The sequence below is a fragment of the Oxynema aestuarii AP17 genome, from assembly GCF_012295525.1.
Classification (GTDB): domain Bacteria; phylum Cyanobacteriota; class Cyanobacteriia; order Cyanobacteriales; family Laspinemataceae; genus Oxynema; species Oxynema aestuarii.
Genome location: NZ_CP051167.1, coordinates 1,338,866 through 1,357,533 on the forward strand (window position 1 = coordinate 1,338,866; position 18,668 = coordinate 1,357,533).

17 protein-coding genes and 1 pseudogene are annotated in these 18,668 nt (G+C 52.7%); 3 read left to right on the forward strand and 15 right to left on the reverse strand.

The genetic code is table 11. The features are described from left to right. Positions 1–71: 71 nt before the first annotated feature. Positions 72–230 carry a hypothetical protein gene (locus HCG48_RS05290; RefSeq protein WP_168568211.1) on the forward strand — a complete coding sequence of 53 codons (159 nt, stop codon included), beginning with the start codon at positions 72–74 and terminating at the stop codon, positions 228–230. Here HCG48_RS05290 and btpA read toward each other — a convergent pair. Beyond that, entirely contained in the window at positions 208–1,065 is an 858-nt protein-coding gene (btpA, locus tag HCG48_RS05295) for a photosystem I biogenesis protein BtpA (RefSeq protein ID WP_168568212.1), read from the reverse strand. The two genes, HCG48_RS05290 and btpA, sit on opposite strands and share 23 nt — an antisense overlap. 368 nt (positions 1,066–1,433) lie before the next feature. Continuing rightward, positions 1,434–2,475, reverse strand: a pseudogene (locus tag HCG48_RS26785) (RNA-guided endonuclease InsQ/TnpB family protein). A gap of 717 nt (positions 2,476–3,192) precedes the next feature. Between HCG48_RS26785 and HCG48_RS05305 the strand changes: the two are divergent. After that, a complete protein-coding gene (locus HCG48_RS05305; protein ID WP_168568213.1) occupies positions 3,193–4,116 on the forward strand; it encodes an SGNH/GDSL hydrolase family protein in 924 nt (307 codons plus the stop codon). A 46-nt stretch (positions 4,117–4,162) separates the two neighbouring features. On the opposite strand, the gene HCG48_RS05310 is transcribed toward HCG48_RS05305, so the two are convergent. From HCG48_RS05310 to dapF, 12 genes are all read right to left on the reverse strand, one after another. Beyond that, positions 4,163–5,239 carry a Gfo/Idh/MocA family protein gene (locus HCG48_RS05310; protein ID WP_168568214.1) on the reverse strand — a complete coding sequence of 359 codons (1,077 nt, stop codon included), beginning with the start codon at positions 5,237–5,239 and terminating at the stop codon, positions 4,163–4,165. Positions 5,240–5,538: 299 nt separating this feature from the next. After that, positions 5,539–6,192 (reverse strand): DUF4114 domain-containing protein, encoded by a 654-nt coding sequence (locus tag HCG48_RS05315; protein ID WP_168568215.1) that lies wholly within the window; start codon positions 6,190–6,192, stop codon positions 5,539–5,541. A 102-nt stretch (positions 6,193–6,294) separates the two neighbouring features. Then, a complete protein-coding gene (locus HCG48_RS05320; RefSeq protein WP_168568216.1) occupies positions 6,295–6,714 on the reverse strand; it encodes a hypothetical protein in 420 nt (139 codons plus the stop codon). A gap of 29 nt (positions 6,715–6,743) precedes the next feature. After that, entirely contained in the window at positions 6,744–8,168 is a 1,425-nt protein-coding gene (locus HCG48_RS05325; RefSeq protein ID WP_168568217.1) for a hypothetical protein, read from the reverse strand. A gap of 482 nt (positions 8,169–8,650) precedes the next feature. Then, on the reverse strand, positions 8,651–9,007 hold the full coding sequence (locus HCG48_RS05330; RefSeq protein WP_168568218.1) for a phenylpyruvate tautomerase MIF-related protein: 357 nt from the start codon (positions 9,005–9,007) through the stop codon (positions 8,651–8,653). 204 nt (positions 9,008–9,211) lie between these two features. Then, a complete protein-coding gene (locus HCG48_RS05335; protein WP_168571758.1) occupies positions 9,212–9,691 on the reverse strand; it encodes a flavin reductase family protein in 480 nt (159 codons plus the stop codon). Positions 9,692–9,730: 39 nt separating this feature from the next. Next, the gene (gene cobM, locus HCG48_RS05340) at positions 9,731–10,576 is read right to left on the reverse strand and encodes a precorrin-4 C(11)-methyltransferase (protein ID WP_168568219.1); all 846 of its coding nucleotides are present in this window, start codon (positions 10,574–10,576) and stop codon (positions 9,731–9,733) included. A gap of 217 nt (positions 10,577–10,793) precedes the next feature. Beyond that, on the reverse strand, positions 10,794–11,933 hold the full coding sequence (locus HCG48_RS05345; protein WP_168568220.1) for an RNA-guided endonuclease InsQ/TnpB family protein: 1,140 nt from the start codon (positions 11,931–11,933) through the stop codon (positions 10,794–10,796). After that, on the reverse strand, positions 11,881–12,453 hold the full coding sequence (locus HCG48_RS05350) for an IS607 family transposase (RefSeq protein ID WP_168568221.1): 573 nt from the start codon (positions 12,451–12,453) through the stop codon (positions 11,881–11,883). Before HCG48_RS05350 ends, HCG48_RS05345 begins: the two co-directional genes overlap by 53 nt. Positions 12,454–12,542: 89 nt before the next feature. Next, positions 12,543–13,385 (reverse strand): prolipoprotein diacylglyceryl transferase, encoded by an 843-nt coding sequence (lgt, locus tag HCG48_RS05355; protein WP_168568222.1) that lies wholly within the window; start codon positions 13,383–13,385, stop codon positions 12,543–12,545. Between the two features lie 87 nt (positions 13,386–13,472). After that, complete coding sequence (locus tag HCG48_RS05360; protein ID WP_168568223.1) at positions 13,473–14,630, reverse strand: hypothetical protein; 1,158 nt, start codon at positions 14,628–14,630, stop codon at positions 13,473–13,475. 296 nt (positions 14,631–14,926) lie between these two features. After that, on the reverse strand, positions 14,927–15,778 hold the full coding sequence (gene dapF, locus HCG48_RS05365) for a diaminopimelate epimerase (RefSeq protein WP_168568224.1): 852 nt from the start codon (positions 15,776–15,778) through the stop codon (positions 14,927–14,929). Between the two features lie 245 nt (positions 15,779–16,023). On the opposite strand from dapF, the gene HCG48_RS05370 reads away from it, so the two are divergent. Further along, the gene (locus tag HCG48_RS05370; protein WP_200664280.1) at positions 16,024–16,236 is read left to right on the forward strand and encodes an Hfq-related RNA-binding protein; all 213 of its coding nucleotides are present in this window, start codon (positions 16,024–16,026) and stop codon (positions 16,234–16,236) included. A gap of 10 nt (positions 16,237–16,246) precedes the next feature. Here HCG48_RS05370 and HCG48_RS05375 read toward each other — a convergent pair whose 3' ends face one another. Then, positions 16,247–18,553 carry a cation:proton antiporter domain-containing protein gene (locus HCG48_RS05375; RefSeq protein WP_168568225.1) on the reverse strand — a complete coding sequence of 769 codons (2,307 nt, stop codon included), beginning with the start codon at positions 18,551–18,553 and terminating at the stop codon, positions 16,247–16,249. Between the last annotated feature and the right edge of the window lie 115 nt (positions 18,554–18,668).

Genomic DNA, 18,668 nt, shown 5'->3' on the forward strand with positions numbered 1-18,668 from the left:
AAGCGTCGCACCCTTGAAGAATTGTTCGCAGAGCATTTCAGCCCTAGCATGTTTTTTTTGAAGATCGGCCCGTGGGCAAAGTTCCAGCCCACCAGACCGACGTGGTTCGCAGCCTGGGAATTGACTTGGGCATTCGCGCCAACCCGCCCGAGCGACCCGCCGGGACGGTTCGCAACCTTCGCCCCCGTCCTCCCCCGTCGGAGGCAATCACGAGCGAGAATGCAACTTGACTGAGGAGCGTTGGGCCGCTACGGAAGACGAACTGGCGATCGAGCGGCGGGTGGCTTCGACAAACTGACCGACTCGAATCGGATCGATCGGCTCGTCGATTTTGCCGTGACGCTTGAGCGAACTGCACACGATCGCCCCGTCAGCCGCTTGCATCAGGGTCGAAATATTTTCCCAAGACGCCCCACTGCCGATAAAGACAGGGGTTCCGCGAGCGGCAGCCCTCGCCAGTTCGAGATCTTCGAGAGTCGGCGGACTGCCCGTCGCCCATCCCGAGAGGATAATCCCGTCCGCCAAACCGCGTTCGATCGTTTCTTGCACGGCAGTGGTGAGGTTGGGAGAACCTAACGGACGGGCGTGTTTGACTAGAACGTCCGCCAAAATCTTGACATCGGCCCCCAATTCCCGTCGGTAGCGCAAGACTTGGTGGGCTTGTCCTTCGATCAACCCTTGATCGGTGGCCATCACTCCGGTCAAAACGTTGACTCGGATAAATTTGGCCCCCACACACGAGGCGATCGCCAACCCACTCAGAGCGTCGTTGCGTAATACATTAATCCCGATCGGCAAGGTCACTAAATTCATGACCCGTTGCACGATCAGCGTCATCGCGCTGACCACGGCGGGATCGACCTGTCCGGCGGTAAACGGAGCGTCGAAAAAGTTCTCGATGATAATGCCATCGACGCCACCCGAGGCGAGGGCCGTGGCTTCTCGTTCGGCTCGCTCAATGACTGCATTGAGATTGCCTCCCCATCTCGGCGAGGTGGGCAGAGGCATTAAGTGGACGACACCAATAATCGGATTCGGGGTTTTGAAGATTTGAGTTAAATCCACGTTTTTAGAATGTAGACGCGGCAGTAGAGTTGGCTCAAGTGACATCCTCCCGGCGCTGACCTTACGGGTAGAGCGCGGGCTTCCCAACCTCACGGTTGGGCATTCCTGCCCCACGCCACTTATCTAGCCAAACCATAGCTGGTCTGACCCCGACAGATCGACTTGACAGGCGGTTTCCCCTTCCCAGAGTCCCTGGGTACAGCGTGGTGACAAAAGCTTGCCTTTGTACTGCGAAGTTTGACCCACCCACAGCCACCGACCATCGCTCGGTGTTTCTGGATGGAACCGCTCTCTAAAACTTACTCAAACTTAAGTGTATGATGTTTAGTTCCTAGCTTGGATCTTCCGAGACCTTTCCATCACTAGGCTTACACGGCTGAGCTCTCCGCGTTTTCTAGATTAATTGCCGCATTTAAGTCACGATCTATGGAGACGTGACAGTTCGGACAATCATACTGTCTTCGGTCCAGGGGCATTTTTTGTCGGTGTCCGCAGTTAGAGCAGATCTGCGAACTGGGATACCACGGGTCAATCAATGTTAATTTGCTCCCATACCACTCGCATTTATACTCAAGCTGACGACGGAACTGATCAAACCCACCATCCGCAATCGCACCAGCCAGCTTGTGATTTTTGAGCATCCCTGACACATTTAAGTCTTCAATTTTTACTTCGCCGTGGTTCTTGGCTAAGTAAGTTGTTAACTTGTGTAAATAGTCGGCTCTAATATCGGCGATGCGTCGGTGGGCCTTAGCTAATTTGACTTTAGTTTTTTCTCGGTTTTTACCTCCTGTTTGACGGCGACTTAGTTCTTTCTGGAGTTTGGCCAGTTTTTTCTGAGCCTGACGATAAGCTTTCGGATTGGGATAGATTTTACCATCGCTCAGGGTCGCTAGAGTTTTGATTCCTACATCTACCCCAATCCGCTCTCTATCCCCCCTTCGCCCCCCTTTCAAAGGGGGGTTGGGGGGATGGTTCAAAATCAATTTTGAAGGCAATATACCAGTCCCCTGCTCGTTTACTTATCGTGACGTTTTTGGGATGGACTGGCGGTAACTGTTCGTGGCTTTTTACCCAACCGATCCGAGGTAGCTTCACCCAATCACCGGAAACTTTAATGCTTCCTTCCAGGTAAAAACTCTCTTTGACATTCTTTTTTTTAAACTTAGGGAAACCTGTTTCTTTGACTTGCCAAACTCGCTTAAACGCTTGATTGAGGTGACGCAACGCTTCTTGAGGGCTACATTTGGAAACCTCATAGTACCAAGGATTCTGACTTTTTACCTCGGCGACTAATCTTTTGTGTAAGTCTATAGTACTCGGGAGTTTACCTCCGGCTTCTAATGTTTCCTTACAGGTAGCCAGTCCCCAATTCCAAGCGTGTCGAGCGACTCCTGCGTGTTTCGCCATCAGCGTTCGTTGTCGGTTATTTAAGTCTAGTTTGGTCTTAAAGCCTTTCACTGACTTTTTTTAACTCCTCAACAATCTTTTTGTTCGGCTAACTTCAGCTACCATAAAGACTAGCAGAAAACAATGGAGATGGTGAAATCCGCGATTTTTGCGGCTTCGGTCCTTCTAAACTTACTCAGATCTTTGTTTTAGCATAAAAAGTGAGTAAGTTTAAGAAACTTTAGGTAGAAATTTAAACCCTATTTTTAACCCCCTAACTTCGGTTGTCAAGGTTCGATCCCGTTCCCAGAATTTGGAGGTCTCGGCCAAGCCTGACATTCACTCTCAATCTAGTCAGTGGTTAGCTGATAGAATTGTTGTAGCACAAATAGGCTACAGCTCTGGCGAGAGGCGGTTTGGGGTTCGGCTGACTCAGCAAGAATTGGACAAGCTAAAACGCAACGCGCAGGAACGGGGGATATCCTAGTGCGGAACCGATCCGGGACGCGATCGAGAAGTTCCCGAATCTACCTGCTTTGGGGGCATCGTAGACCCGAAGGGGCTTCTCGCGACCCCGCCGGGCAGGCATGAGGGATTGATGTATCCCGACGTTCATGCTTCGCATAGAGCGCCGGATCGATCGCCCCTAAAACTCCCCACGAGTTAAGGAATTTCCATTTTACCAAGAACTGGCCACGACGCGGGCCCGAGGCTAGCCCTTTCTGGAGAATCGACGCCGTGAACGTACTGGCAATCCTACTGACGCTTTTTACGGTTGCATTGCTCGTTTTGGAAGTCAGCTTGCGCTGGGGACTGGGATTGGGCAATCCTCCCCTGTACCTTCCCGACGACGAGATCGGCTATTTGCTCGCTCCCGACGCCCGAGTGCGCCGCTTTGGTCGTCGGATTGAAATTAATCAGTATTCTATGCGCTCGGGTCCGATCGCCCCCGTTCCAGCTCCCGGAACGACCCGCGTGCTGCTGTTGGGCGATTCGGTCGCCAATGGCGGTTGGTGGACCGACCAAGAACAGACGATTTCCGCCCTCATGACTCGTCAATTGGAGCAGACGGAAGTCTTGAACGCTTCGGCAAATTCTTGGGGACCGCGCAACGAATTGGCCTACTTGCGGCGCTTTGGTACCTTTGGGGCCCGCATTTTAGTCTTGCTGCTCAATACGGACGACTTGTTCGGGGGCCGCCCGACACCCCAACTCGTCGGCGTCGATCGCAACTACCCGATCCGACGACCCATCGGGGCGATCGGCGAATTGCTCGAACGCTACGTTCTACCGCGTCCGCCCCTTCCGGAGTTACCGAAGGAAAGCGGCGATCTCGTCGGGATCAACTTGGAGGCGATCGCCCACATCCATCAGATCGCGATCGCGCGCGATCTTTACTTCTTACTCGCTCTGACGCCCCTGCGTCGCGAACTCGGCGAACCCGGTCCGCGCGATTACGAATGGACGTTGCGATCGCGCCTCCAGACCTTGAGTGAAGAGCGCCACATCCCCTATCTCGACTTCCTCGAACCCTTTAACGCGATCGACAACCCCGCTACCCTCTATCGCGACCATATCCATCTCAGCCCCAAAGGGAACGAGTACGTCAGTCGCTCTCTCGCCGAAAGAATTTTAGAATTGAGATCGAAGCTCTCCAATTGAAGCCAAAAGACCAACGGAAGCAAGGATTTTTCCGACTCCCGACTCCCTAGACCGGAACCGATCGCGGCTGCACGCAACTGAGATATTCCGTATCCCACATCTGACCGTCGAGGGCCATTTGTTCGATCGCACTCGCCAACCGCAGCGCCTTGAGCGCCTGTTCGCCCCCTACCGACGGTTGGTGACCGCCGCGAACGCAGTTGACAAAATGCTCCAACTCTGCATGAAGCGGTTCGATATTACTCGTATATACTTTTTCGATTAACCCATCTTGTCGATAGAGAACCTGACCGTATTCGGTCATGTAATCCGCCGTCGTTTGGCGGTGAATTAAGATTTCATTATTAAGAAAATCCGCTTCGGTTAGAGAATTTTTACAATGGGCGACAATCGAGCGAATCTTGCGGTGGGTCACCTTACTCGCCGTCAACGTCGCGACCATCCCGTTCGCAAATCCTAACGTTGCCGTCACGTAATCTAAATAAGGAGAAGCTGTCGGTCGATCCTTGCACGCCCGACTGCCACTCGCCGTCAAGCGAACCACCGGAACTGCAGCCAACTCCAAAAGTAAATCGATATCGTGGATCATCAAATCCAACACTACCGACACATCGTTCGCCCGATGGGAATACGGACTCATGCGATGGGCTTCGAGAGCGAGTAACTCTTCGGTTTTGAGAACCTTACTCAGTTCTTGAAACGCCGGATTGAAACGTTCGATATGACCGACTTGGAGAATGCAGCCGAATTCGGCAGCCGCATTGACCAACAACTCCGCCTCGTTAATGCTGGCGGCGATTGGTTTTTCGATTAAAACGTGAATTCCCGATTCCAAGCAATTCATACCGACTTCGTAATGCAAGCGAGTCGGTACGGCAATGCAAACCGCATCCACGTGGGGAAGTAATTCCCGATAATCTTCAAAAAAACGAATTCGATACTTACTCGCCGTATCCAAACCGCGTTCGACATTAATATCGGCGACACCGACCAATTGAACGTCTTTGAACAGACTCAGAACGCGGGTATGATGCTGTCCCATGTTCCCCACCCCGATTACCCCAATGCGGAGGGGTTCCGATTGGGTTCGTTGCGGGTAGGGTGTTGACTGCCTCGCTGACATGCGTTTATTTTGCACTCCTGGAATTCTCCTCCACCACCACGGGGCCAGCGCCTAATCAAGCCTAGGCATTAGCCGTCTCGAATCATCCAGATGTTATCACAGGCTATCATTTTGTGAAGAATTTCAAAGTTTGAGGAACCCGGGCGATCGCCCGTTCTCGCCTCGCACTTGAAACCCCTTGAGATCGGCGCGGGTCACTGACGGCAAACTCCTCTTGCGAGAGAGGCAAGCGATCGGATCGAGAGGAGTGGTTCGCCGCCAGTAGAGGACCCGCGATCGATCTCAACATTTCCCCTTCCCTAACGAGAAGTGGAGGAATCGAACTCACTGATTTCGTCGTAAGGACAGTCCTGATAACCTCCGACGATCACGATAAAGTCGTCGAAGTCGCGGTCTTGGTCGGAAGCGCGAACGAGGGCTTCTCCGGTATCGTCCCAGCGAATGAGCGCGCCTTCACCGTTGGCGAGGGCCGAAAAATCGCCGCGAAACTCCGCCTGACGGCGGCTGTTGGGATTTTGGGCGTCGGTGGAATATAACAAATTAACGGGTCTGCCGTTGTAGCTCGATTCGAGATAGAAAGCATAACGAGTATTGGCTTCAAACTCGAATTCGACTAAGGGTTGGGGAACCGTATTGCCGGGAGTTCCCAAAAAGTCCTGGCTTTGGGATTGTCCGGTATCGTCGGTGTAGGTCGAGGGACGTTCCACCGTTTGGGCGCGGTCTGAGGGTTTGACTTCGACGAGCAAGGGAGTTTTGACCCCGGTCTCTAAATTAATGACCCCAAAGGTGGATTGAAACGCCCCGTTAGACTCGGCAAATTCAAATTCGACGATCGTATCGACATCAAATTCAATGCCGCCATTGCCAAATAGATCGCGGGCTTGGGCCGGGCCGGAAAAACTGCCGAGTAACATTCCGGCGATCGCTCCCCAGAGCAGGGGGCGGCTTTTCAAGCCACGTTTAGATCCTATAGATCCTAATAGTTGCATAATCCGGTCACTTCTCCTGAGCAAAAGCGAATCGAGGGTATACGGAAGGGATGGAACGCATCAGCCTTACCACGGTCGCGATTCCGGTCCGCCTCTGAGGATGTTGGCTTGTTCCTCGTCGATACTGTCGAGAAATACCCGAGCTTCTTCCACGAGACGATTGAGGCGTTCGGCATAAGGGTTGACGCATTCGGCTCGCGATTGTCGGCGGGCAAAGCGGCGGGGTTCTTCGGCGGCGGCGCGTTCGGCGGCTTCGTAATCGGCTTTGGCGCTGTCAATTTCCGAGGCGAGTTCGGAAGCGCGCGCTAGCACTTGAGGGTCGATGCTGGAGGTTTCGCCCCCGAGTTGGGGAACGGTGTTGTTCCAAATATGAGTTCCGGTAATATCAGATTGATTGGGGGGGTTGGCGATCGCGGATAACGATGCCAAGGTACCGACGAGAACGCAAGAGGCGATCGCCCACCCCAGAAATTTAATAGGTCGCATAAATGCTTCTCCGATAGCAGCAACAAGAATTAGAACTTGAAGGAAAAGCCCGTTCCCAACACAAAGCGGGCGCCATCTCCGGCGCCAGTGATGTCGCGCACTGCCGGGGTAATCACGAAAGGAACGTTTTTCAACGGGACTAAGGACGCACCGATCGCCAAATCTTGACCGGTCCATTCCACGATCAAACTCACGGGTTCGGCGACGCGCAAAGCCGCACTCCCGAAGACGCCGACGGTATCGCGATCGTCGTCTACGTCGTCTTCGGTGCGGAATTGTCCGTTACCGACCCCCGCACTGAGGGCCAGACGGCTTAACGGTAAGGAAATATCCTCGCGCAAGCGGAAGATCTTACTGCCGACGGCATAAAATGAGTTTTTAAAGTCGTGTTCGTCGCCGAGATTGAGCGCGCCGTTCCAACCGACGGCGATCGCGAAATCTTCGGGTAAGCGGCGGTGAACTTTGACGTTAAATCCCCCGGTTCCAAAGTCGCGGTTGGTTCCCAAACTGGCTAAAGCATAGGAAATTTCGACCCCGACGGCTTCGGTGGCATCTCCCAAACCGATGCCGACCCCGATCGCCCCGTCTAGATCGCTATCGTTACCGTAACGGGTATCAGTTTGGAAAGTCGCATTGACAAATCCGGTGAAATCGTCAGCGCCGAACGCTTGCGGGTTGACGATCGTAATCGAAGGCGATCCGCGATAGAAGTCCCGTTCCACTGGGATGACTTCCACCGATCTCAATCGTTGTTGGACGTTATCGACCTCCGCATCGGAAGGAACGACATTCGCCGTGGGCGATTGCTGTAATTGTTTCGCCGGGGCGGGTTGGGGGTTGTCGATATAGGTGACTCGCGGCCCGGACTCTCGTGTGAAGGGAGAGACGCTGGGAGTAGGGGCGGTTCGCGAACCGCCCCTACTCACCGAAGACGGTTCGCTTCTCATGCGATACGCCGAAGACGGTCCGCTTCTCATCCGATCGTCTGGCGGGACGACTTCCGCCACGGGAAGCGGGTTCGTGGTGGCTTGGGCGACGATCTTCTGGGAATCGCCCTCGTTCCCTTGTCGGTAGCGATCGCTCAACGGGGCGATCCGGCGTGCGGACGGACGGGAGCGAATCTCAGTCGCCGGATCCTCGGCGCTGACTAAATCGTCCGGAGGTAAAGGGGATTCGGACGCTACCGCGACGGAGGCTGTATCGTTCGCGGCGGCGGGGGGATCGGGCGCCGATCGCGGCGAATGACTCCAATTCGGTTCGACGGCGAAACTTTGCGCCGGGGCGATCGACACGACAGGTACGGGCGCCTCTGTCACTTCCTGTCGGGAAGACTCGCTCGTATTGTGGCGGGACTCCGGCGAGAAGGACGGGTTATTTTCCGCACTCGCTTTAGATAAGAAACCTTGGGCAATCAAGACGGCCAAGGTTAAAATTGCAGTTTTGGATACACGCATAACGCACGAGAATTTTCCAAAAAATAGGGCTGCCACCTACTGTTACGTCCCGGCGATAGAATTTCAGGAAAAATGCTCGTGAGATTGCTGTTGAAAAACGATCGCGCGATCGCTTCGTTTGAGGAAACTTTTGAGGGCGATCGCCGTCTTAATCTACGGAGTTTTAGATTTTAGATTTTAGAGTTTTAGATTTTAGATTTTAAGCCTTTTCAACTTAAGAAGATTTTGAAGCCTGGACGGCCTGACTGACGGGCGATCGCGGCTTCCTCAAACTGGCGCTCGCAAACCGAATAAAAATGCTATCCATCGGCTGCTTATCAATCGTTGCAGCAGCCAATGGATAGCACCGTAGCGGCGATCGCGAAATGGCCTTTCAAGGCGATCGGAATCGCGTTTAAATCCGATCCCGATCGCCTTCCCCTTGAATGCTGATTGACTCGGCGCGATCGATCGCCGTTCTCATTTCAGTCGCGGGCGATCGTCTAACCGAACGTCGAACTATTCCAGCCCCACATCGACCCTTTAGCATCGGCAAATTCAATATAAATCCGATTTTTTGGCACCCCCAAAGCCGCATTAATTTTCTGACAAAAATCATCGCTCATTGCTTTAGTTTGCGCCGAACTCATCGAACCAATACTTTTGACTTCCAAATAACAAACGGGTTCGTCACTCGAACCGGCAAAAGTCATCGGTACGCCCGCTTCTAACGCCGTCATTACATAAGATTCCGGCTTGCTAAAATGCTTGGCCATGCTCGCCGAAAGGTCTTTGAGCAAGGCATCGACTTGCGCTCGATCCGGTTCGCTAACAGAGGTTTTAACTTTAATTAAAGGCATAATCGATCTCGATCGAACAACTCACAAAAATCGCAGTCAAATATTGATGTTTCGCCCTAGAAGATCGTCTACCCAACTCAGAGTTTTGTCATTTCTAATCCTGGCGATCGTCGAGGGCGATCGTCGAGAGGGCGCTACGGACTTGCCAACTCCAAGCGGGTAAGGTTTTCGCCCTCCAGAGGGGGGACGGGCGACGGCTGAGACTTAGCCCCCGTAATTCCAGCCCGTACTTTCTAACAACAACGGTTCGCCTTCCCGGTGGACGCCTGCAGCGACAACCTCTCCCACGAAAACCGTGTGATCGCCTTTTTCCACGGAACCGACCACGCGACATTCGACGTAACCGAGAGAATCCGAGATAATCGGACAGCCCGTTTCGCCCAAATAAAACTCGACATCTTCAAACTTATTGCCAACCCGGCGTTGGGGCTTGAAAAACTTCTGGGCTAACTCTTTTTGGTTGGCTTCCAACACGCTCAACGCAAAGACCCCACTCGCCTTAATCATGGCATGAGAACCGGAATCGCTTTTGACGCAATTGACCACTAACGGCGGTTGGAACGAAGCTTGCATGACCCAACTGGCCGTAAATCCGTTCACGTTGTCGCCTTCTTGAACCCCGCAGATATAGAGTCCGTGAGGGATTTTGCGGAGGATAGTTTTTTTAGCTTGTTCGTCTAGCAAGGCTTTACCCAATTTTTCTCTACTCTAGTGTTTAGTGTATTATGTTTGCTCTTTACGGGGACGAAATAGGTGGGTGTGTTCCGGATGGTAAAGACGCGATCGCGCGGTGGACTCTTGCTCCAGTTCCGGACTGCGACCCGCCGCCAATGCGGGAGAAATCACGTACATCGTCGTCCGTTCTAACTTCGCCGCTTCCGTCGCTTGCGCCATCTCTCGCAAGGGAACCCGGATAATTTGCTCGTCGGGCCAGCCGAGGCGATAACAAATGGCGACGGGTATGTCCCCAGGATAATGTTGCATCAATTTGTCCTGAGCCGATCGCACGTGGCGAGCCGCCAAATAGAGGCACAAACTGGCGCGATGGGCCGCCAGAGAGGCGAGTTCCTCAGTGTCGGGAACCGACGAGGCGCGACCGGAGATCCGAGTGAGAATAATCGTTTGCACCAATCCGGGGACGGTCAACTCGACCCCCAATTTAGCGGCGGCATCTTGATAGGCACTAATGCCGGGAATAATTTCAAAAGCGATCCCCGCTTCGGCTAAAGCTTGCATTTGCTCGAAAATTGCACTGTAGAGGCTCGGATCTCCCGAATGCAAACGCACCACCGATTTACCTTGACGGACGCGATCGACCATCATCGGTAAAATCTGTTCGAGGGTTTTATTCGCCGTGGGAATGCGTTCCGCATCCGGGCGAACCCCTTCCAAGACCTGACGGGGGACGAGGGAATCGGCAAACACGATCGCATCTGCCCGCGACAAAATTTTATAAGCTTTCAGCGTTAGCAAATCCGGATCCCCCGGACCGGCCCCGACAATATAAACGGCGGGGGCGAGAGGGGTTTCGCTAGAGTTTTCGAGGGAAGGGAGAACAGTTCGTGTCATGCCAAAAAAAAGTAAGTTTCCATTGCCAGACCTGCGGGGAGGCCCAACTGGATTCAACCGGAAAGGGTAGATGCACCCTGGTTTTTAGCCTAGATGTTTGTTCTAGGGTTTTTTTATGGGTAAACGAATTCCAAAGAAGACAGATAGTCTTTAACCCGGTAATTACTGGTAAAACCTAGTAATACTGTGTATTAGGTGCTATCTTACCTGGCTCTGGCTAATTGCCAGAGATTGTTTTCAAGAAGACATTGATACTGCCATTAGCATCCCGGTCGATTCTATGGGAGCAATTGGGGCAGATAAATTTCTTAGAACCGCCTAGCCGATTGTGAATCTGCCCGCATTTTGAGCAGGTTTTGCTTGTATATTCTTCCGTGACTTCTATTACCTGGCAGCCTCGTTTAACCGCTTGGTGAACCAGCCTCTGTTTAAAGCGGTAGTGCGCCCAAGTGAGCAAAGAACGTGCTGTTTTATGGTTAATCTTTCGCTTGGCTCTGTAGACCATAGACGATGACTTAAAGTCGGGAATAATGACCTGGGAGTAATTAGAGGTCAAGAAAGCAGCAGTCTTTTTGTGACATTCATCAACCAGGTTTCTAATTTTTATTCTTAGCTGCCGAGCCAGCTTTCTTAGCTTGAATCTTTTGCGCTTATTGTCTCTACCTTTAGCTTTAGCAGTTTCTGACTGAATCCGATCTAAACGCTTACAGAGCTTGACAATGCGCGAGATTGAGCCGTTGCCTAGTTCAATGACCTTGTTGCCGTCAAAACCAGTCAAAAAAGTTCTCACTCCAGGGTCTAGGGCGATCGCCTGTTGATGAGGATTGGTCAGCCCTTCCTCTTCGACGGTGTAGGTTATAAACCATCTACCTCGATCCAAAATGACATTAAAATCGCTCGGAATCGCTGCTGGTATTTCTTCACTGGCATTAACTTTTAGCTCCTTTAGCTTAATTCCTGACTCGGTTTTATGCGTTGGGTAGGTCGTACCCCCTCTCCAGTTTTGAGACTGTAACTTAAAGGATGAAACGGGTTGACGGCAACTCCGAAACTTTGGCCTCAGCTTGTGTTCTTTGGGAGTGTTTTTAAAGGCGGCATGAGCGTCGAGCACCGCCGCTCCACGCAAATTAAAGGGAGTTGAATTTACCCATTCCGGGATCTTCGACATCACCACCTGACGCAAGTCATAAGCACTAGGTAATTTAAGCCCTTCAAAATAAGTATCGCGTAATCTTGCCATTCCGGCGTTATAGCAATATCTGCTAGCTGCCAGCCACTTGCGCCAAGTCATCTTTAATTCGGTTTCAGGGTAAACCCGGATCTTCTTTGATTTGAGACTTGTATTTCCTGAGTCCATAGAGTCGGTAAGAGAAGACGTGAACGATTGCCAGTATGTCTTCCACCATTTCTCTTTCTGGACTAAGTTCTGTGTTGTTGCAAACCACGAGTTCTGTATGGTTGAGTTCGCAAATCCATTTGAGCAACTCAAATCCAAATCTTGCCAATCTGTCTTTGTGCCCGACCACAAGCTGTTCGACATCTCCTGACATAACTCGTTCCAGAATGGCTTTAAATTTTTTTCGATTGTAGTTGAGTCCTGACCCGATTTCTTTGATGACTTCGGCTCTTGGGTAGAGGCAAAGTAGGTAATCTGCTTGCCGGTCAAGGTCTGCTTTTTGCTTGTGACTGCTGACTCTGGCATAGATGATCCTGGCTCTATTTTTCTTTCCGTCAATCGAGGATATGTCATACCTGCGATGTCCAGAGGGAATTCTAATTGCACGTATTTTTCCTTGTTTGTCCCAATTTCGCAGGGTCTTCTCAGAGACTCCGAGAATTGCTTGCGCTTCTTTCGGGGTGACATATTTTTTCGGCATCTTGGTGGTAAAAATTCACAATTTAATCCTACCACTTTGGATGGCTAATTTTCCGGAATATTCTGGAAAATTAGCCATCAGCCACCCCGTCAGTCGTCGCCGACGACATCCGGTAAGCGTCGCTTGAATCCGTACAGCCAAACCAACCCCGCGACGCCGAAGAGGATTCCTAAAAGGCTGACGAGTTGGGCGATCCGGATCGGACCGAGCATGAGGCTGTCGGTTCGCAAGGCTTCGATCCAGATGCGACCGCTACTGTAGGCGATCGCGTAGAGTAAAAACAAGCTTCCGGTTTTGAGAAACGGCTGGCGTAAGTCCCGCAAAAACAGGGTCAGCAGCAAGATAAAGACGCCCAAATCCCATAACGATTCGTAGAGAAAGGTGGGATGAAAGTAATCGAATTCGAGATATTGGGGCGGTCGCGCCAGGGGAGGGATGTAGAGTTTCCAAGGTAATTGGGTGGGTCTGCCAAAGGCTTCGGAATTGAAGAAATTGCCCCACCGTCCGATCGCCTGACCGAGAATCAGAGAGGGCGCCACTAAATCCGCCAGTTGCCAAAAGGAAATCTTCCGGACGCGGGCAAAAATTGCCGCAGCGATAACCCCGCCGATAATGGCGCCGTGGATGGCAATCCCCCCTTGCCAGATCGCGAAGATATCTAAAGGATTGGCGGCGTACTGTGGCCAATGAAAGGCCACGTAATACAATCTGGCACAAGGAATGGCAGCTAAGACCAAATAAAGGGTTAAATCGGCGAGTAAGTCCGGATTGACCTGGCGGCGTTTGGCAAGCCCTTGGGAGAGGGTGAAGCCGATTAACACCGCCATTGCAATTAGCAAACCGTACCAGCGAATCGTCAACGGACCGAGTTTGAAGAGAATCGGTCCGGGAGAGGTGAATTGAAAGCCTAAAAGTAAGGTGGGGATATCCATGGAAGCTATGGGAGAAGATGGCGCCTGCAAGACAGGAACCGGGAAGGACGGGGGCGCGATCGCGACGACGAGAATTTCGGCGTCCGGTTAGTGGGAGACCGGGTGGGATTGAATTTGAGCGATCGCCCATTCAAAGGTTTCGAGGACTTGTTCGAGGGAACTATCGTCTTGCAAGGTCGAGAGGGGAAAGGTCGGCAACCGGGTTTCCGTCGGATCGGCAGGGAGGGACAGACCGATCGAACTCATGCGACCGCGCAGTTCCAACCATTTCTCCTCGCGATCGAACGGCGGTTGGGATCCGTAGGCGATCGAGGAAAGGAAAAACTCGCCTGAAATCCCTACGGTAAACAATGCCAGAGGTTTGCGCCCTTTTTGTTTGAGTTTGGCGGTAAATCCGCCGTAAGTATCTCCCGTCCCCCAAACGACTTCCACCTGCGGTTCGCGACCGCGAACCCATTCGTGAATTTTGCGGGCCATGACCGCTTCTTCCGTTCCCTGACGGGCTTCAAATTCCTGGAAGAAAGAGGCTTCATTCCACCTACGCCGTTCGCGAGTGGCACTGGTTTTCTTCTGTTGCGCTTCCGCCGTTTGCCCAATCACGCGCGGAACCAGGGTTCTCAAGCCATCTTGACTGACGTACTGCTTGATCTCCAAGGCGAGAACTTCCGTGGGGTCGAGTTGTTCGTTGAGAAATTCGACTACCCGGCGCAGTTCGGGGGCAATTTCGTCGGCGACGAAGACGAGGCGCAATTTCCCCGCTTGCAAGTTGGTTTTCACTTTTTGCCAAAAGCGTTCTTCGTCGGCGTCGCTACCGAGAAATTCCTCAAATACTTGTTCGGGGTCGCGTCCGCCATCGCGACAGTTGGCTTCAAATTGAGCGACGATCGATTCCAGGGGCCAGTAAAGTGACACGTTGGCGGCGTAGTCGAGCATTTGGCCGATGGTTTCCCGTCGAACCCGAGACTCGCTGGTGCGCTTGACTTCGACGAGGGTGGGAATTGCGTTTTGATCGAGAAATAAATGCTCGAAAGTCCACAGTTGCATCCCTTCTTCTTCGGAAGGGAGGGGAATTTCCCGAGAAATTAACAACCACTGACGCGGGGTTTCGCGATCGACGCGATCGCCTGCGACTAAATTCGGATATTTTTCGAGCAGTTCTTCTAATCGGTCTTCGGAGTCATAAGCTTGTTCTAGCATTTCGACGAGCCGATCTTCATCTTGAATCAGGTAAATGCCGCCACCCATCCATACTCTCCCTTATTAAATAATTTAACTGCATCGGTTTACTATTTTAAATTTTAGATTTTAGAGTGGAAATCGGGGAAGGGGTGAAAAATAGTGAAAAACCCCTCTTTTTGAGAGGGTGGCGATCGCCGAAAAAGGATAATTTTGACGCGATCGCCCCTTCAATTTCGCCATCTTTGCCCGATCTTGTCGGACGATTGCGATCTCAATGACACTTCAATGGCGATCGGCGTTTTTCGTCCTTCTCAACGGTGCAAAATGATTGCCTTTTCTAAAATGTCTAAAATTTTAGGGGGTTAAATCCGCCCGGTAAACACGCATTCCGCCGGTCCGGTCATGTAAATGCGACCGTCACCACTAGACCATTCGATCGCCAACGGACCGCCGGGAAGTTCCACCGTGGCGGCGCGATCGCACCGTTCGGTCAGCACTCCCGCAACCAGGGTGGCACAGGCCCCGGTCCCGCAGGCGAGGGTAATCCCCGCACCCCGTTCCCAAACCCGCATTTTCAGGCGATCGCGGGCGACGACTTCCACAAATTCCACGTTCGTCCGTTGAGGAAATGCCGGATGATGCTCGAAAAGCGGACCGATTTTTTCCAGGTCGATCGCCGCCACGTCTTCGACAAAGGTAATACAGTGGGGATTGCCCATACTGACGCAGGTGACCGACCACTGGCAATCCCCAACGTCGATCGAGCGATCGATCGCTTTTTCTTCTGCATCGGCTAAGGTGGTCGGAATTTCCCGGGCCAACAGGTGGGGAGTCCCCATATCCACGCGCACTTGACCGTCGGCGACGATCTCGGGCACGATCGTTCCGGCTAGGGTATGAATGCGAAAGGTCGATCGCGGCGTCTCGCGCCCTTGGGTCGTCTCGAGATCCGCCAAAAAACGCGCCAAACAGCGAATTCCGTTGCCGCACATTTCCGGTTCCGACCCGTCGGAGTTGAAAATCCGCATGGTGTAGTCAGTTTCGGAATTCACCGCAGGTAAGGCAAAAATGACGCCGTCGGCCCCGATTCCGAAGTGGCGATCGCACAAATTCACCGCGCGGTCGCGATCGAGTCGCGGTTCGTCTCGGTCGCGATTGTCGATCAAGATAAAGTCATTTCCCAGCCCGTGATATTTGCTAAATTCGATACTCATTGCCTGTGATGTTTTTTCGTTCGTGGAAGGATTGAGGGATTCGGATTGAGCCGCCGGGGACAACCGGAAGCAGGATAAGGGCGCGATCGCCGACCGTCTCCTTAGCGTGGCATGACGCCGGACAAAGGACAAGGGAACGGTTACCGATCGGCGAGCGCTTCTCGGTCGAGAGGGATGGGGCTTGGCGTCACGAGAATGTCAGAATTTGTACAATTGCTACAACTCGTTCAAAAGTGGTGCAAATTATGCCTGACTTAGATACTAATCTTCCGAGCATTCGCCAAATTCAAAGTTTGATCAAAGAAAAAAAAGAGGTCGAACTCAAAGTCGTTACCGGGGATCTGATCGCGGGGAAAATTTTTTGGCAAGATAGCGAATGTCTCTCGGTTCTCGACCATTACGACCGACAGACGGTGATCTGGAAACACGCGATCGTCTTCATTCAGCCGAAGGCATAAGTTGCCCTCACTAGGGGCGATCGCGCCCGGAACCGATCGCGACGGAAACCGGGGTAGAGACCCCTTCCTCCGCCAATGCGATCGCGTCTCGAACCCGTTGCAGGGACGTTCTGGCGCCGCACAGCAGCAGGCGATCGCCACCTTCAATCGCCGTATCTCCGTGAGGGAAGCGGATAAAATGCGCCTCGCGGCGAATCGCTTGCACCTGCACCGCGTACTGACGCCGCAAGTCGAGTTCGGACAGGGTTTTCCCTCGGTTCAAACTGCGATCGGGAACGGTCAGCCACTGACAGGAACGGTGTTCGCGAGGGACGGCGATCTCCCCTTTCGCCAAATCTTCAACGGTGGCGAATTCTTCCGGTTCGCCGACGAGTAACAGTTTATCCCCCACCTCGAAGTTGACTTGAGAATCGGGGTAGTCCAATTCTTCCCCGTCCCGGCGGCGGATCGCCAACAGACTCACCCCGGTCAGTCGGCGCAAGTCGGTTTGTTCGATCGTCATCCCGATCAGGGGCGATCGCTCGGGCAAATCGTACCATTTGCCGTTGAGATCCTGGGTCGCACTTTGCAATTCCCGCGCCACGTCCGACGCCGATCGTTCCGGTCGCAGGTCGAGATAGTGATGTTGGCGAATTTGTTCGATTTCTCGTCGAATTCCGCTCAAGGGGAAGCCGACCCCCATTAATAAATGGGTGGCAACTTCTAAACTGACCTCGAACTCGGACTGAACGACTTCCCAGGCGCCCAATTGATAGAGCATTTCGATGTCTTTTTCGAGATCGGTTTCGACGACGACATCCAAATCGGGCGAGAGTTCGAGGGCTCGCTTCAAGCACAGGCGCGTACTCATCGGGTCGTGCACGGCGATCGCCATCGCACTGGCGCGATCGATTCCCGCCGCTTGCAGCACGTGCAGGGAGGCTGCATTGCCGTAAATATAAGGAATTCCCGCCCCTCTAAGCTGCTGGATCGCCCGTTCGGTCGAATCGATCGCCACCACGGGATAATTGTGACTTTGCAGCAGTTGCACGACTTTTTTACCGATCCGTCCGTAACCGCAAACCACCACGTGATTTTCTAAGGGTCGCTCCTCCGACATCCCTAAAGGCATCGCCGTTCGGTCGAAAAAGCCCGTCAATCCGGGTATGGTTTCGGCCCAATTGAGCACTTGGGGCATTAATTTTAATAAAAATGGGGTTAGGACTAAGGTTAGGGCGGTGGTGCCTAAAATTAATAAGTAAACTTGTCGCGATACCAATCCCAATGCCTGCCCTTGGGCGGTCAGCACGAAGGAAAATTCCCCGATTTGACCCAAGCCAAATCCGGCAATGAGCGCGGTTCTTAAGGAATAGCCAAACAGGCGCACGATGGGCGCGACGATTAAAAATTTTCCGATTAAAACGAGACAGACCAAGCCTAAAATGACTTCGAGATGGTTCCACAAGAACACCGGGTCGATCAGCATTCCGACGGAGACGAAAAATAAGGCGGCGAGTAAGTCGCGCAGGGGTTCGACATAGGTTAAGGTTTGGTCGGCATATTCGACTTCAGAAATCATCAATCCGGCGACGAAGGCGCCCATTTCGATGGAAAAGCCCAAATAGTAGGTGACTAAGGCGATGCCCAAACACAGGGTGACGACGCCGAGTAAGAATAATTCCTGACTTTCGGTTTTGGCGAGCATCCGCAGCAGCCGGGGAACGATATAGGTGCCGAAGCCGATCGCGGCGATCGCGAATAAGCCAATCCGCAGTAAAGCCGAGGCGACGCTTATTGAAATTGCTTCGGCAGGTTCGTTTAAGGCGGGCAATACCGCCAGCATCAACCCCAAGGCCAAGTCTTGCACGACGAGGATCCCCAGCATCACCTGTCCGTGGGGGGTTTCCATCTCGTTGCGTTCCATCAGGGATTTGATGACGACGGCGGTGGAGGATAGGGATAAGATCGCCCCGAGAAAAATCCCTTGTACCGGAGAGGTCAACCAGCCCATCATCAGGGCGACGCTGCTGGTGACGGCGATCGTGAGGACAATTTGCAAGGTGCCGCCGCCGAGGGCGATCGCTTTGACTTTTTTGAGTTCGCCGAGGGAAAATTCGACGCCGAGGGTAAACAGGAGCAGGGCAACGCCAAACTGGGCGAGGGTTTCGACTTGGATGAGTTCTTTAATCCATCCCAATCCGGCAGGACCGACGATCGTGCCGCCGAGTAAGTAGCCGAGGAGGGCGGGTTGACGCAGGGCAGAAGCCAACAGTCCGCCGACGGAGGCGGCGGCTAATAAAGTGACTAAATCGAGAATTAATCTGAAGTCTTCTTGCACGGCTGGTTTTAAAAATGAGAAAAATATTAAGCTACATAACAAGTTTACGATAACTATTTTTGATGAACTGGAGCGATCGCCACCACAGCCCGCTCTTGCACAAAGCCGCGTTCCG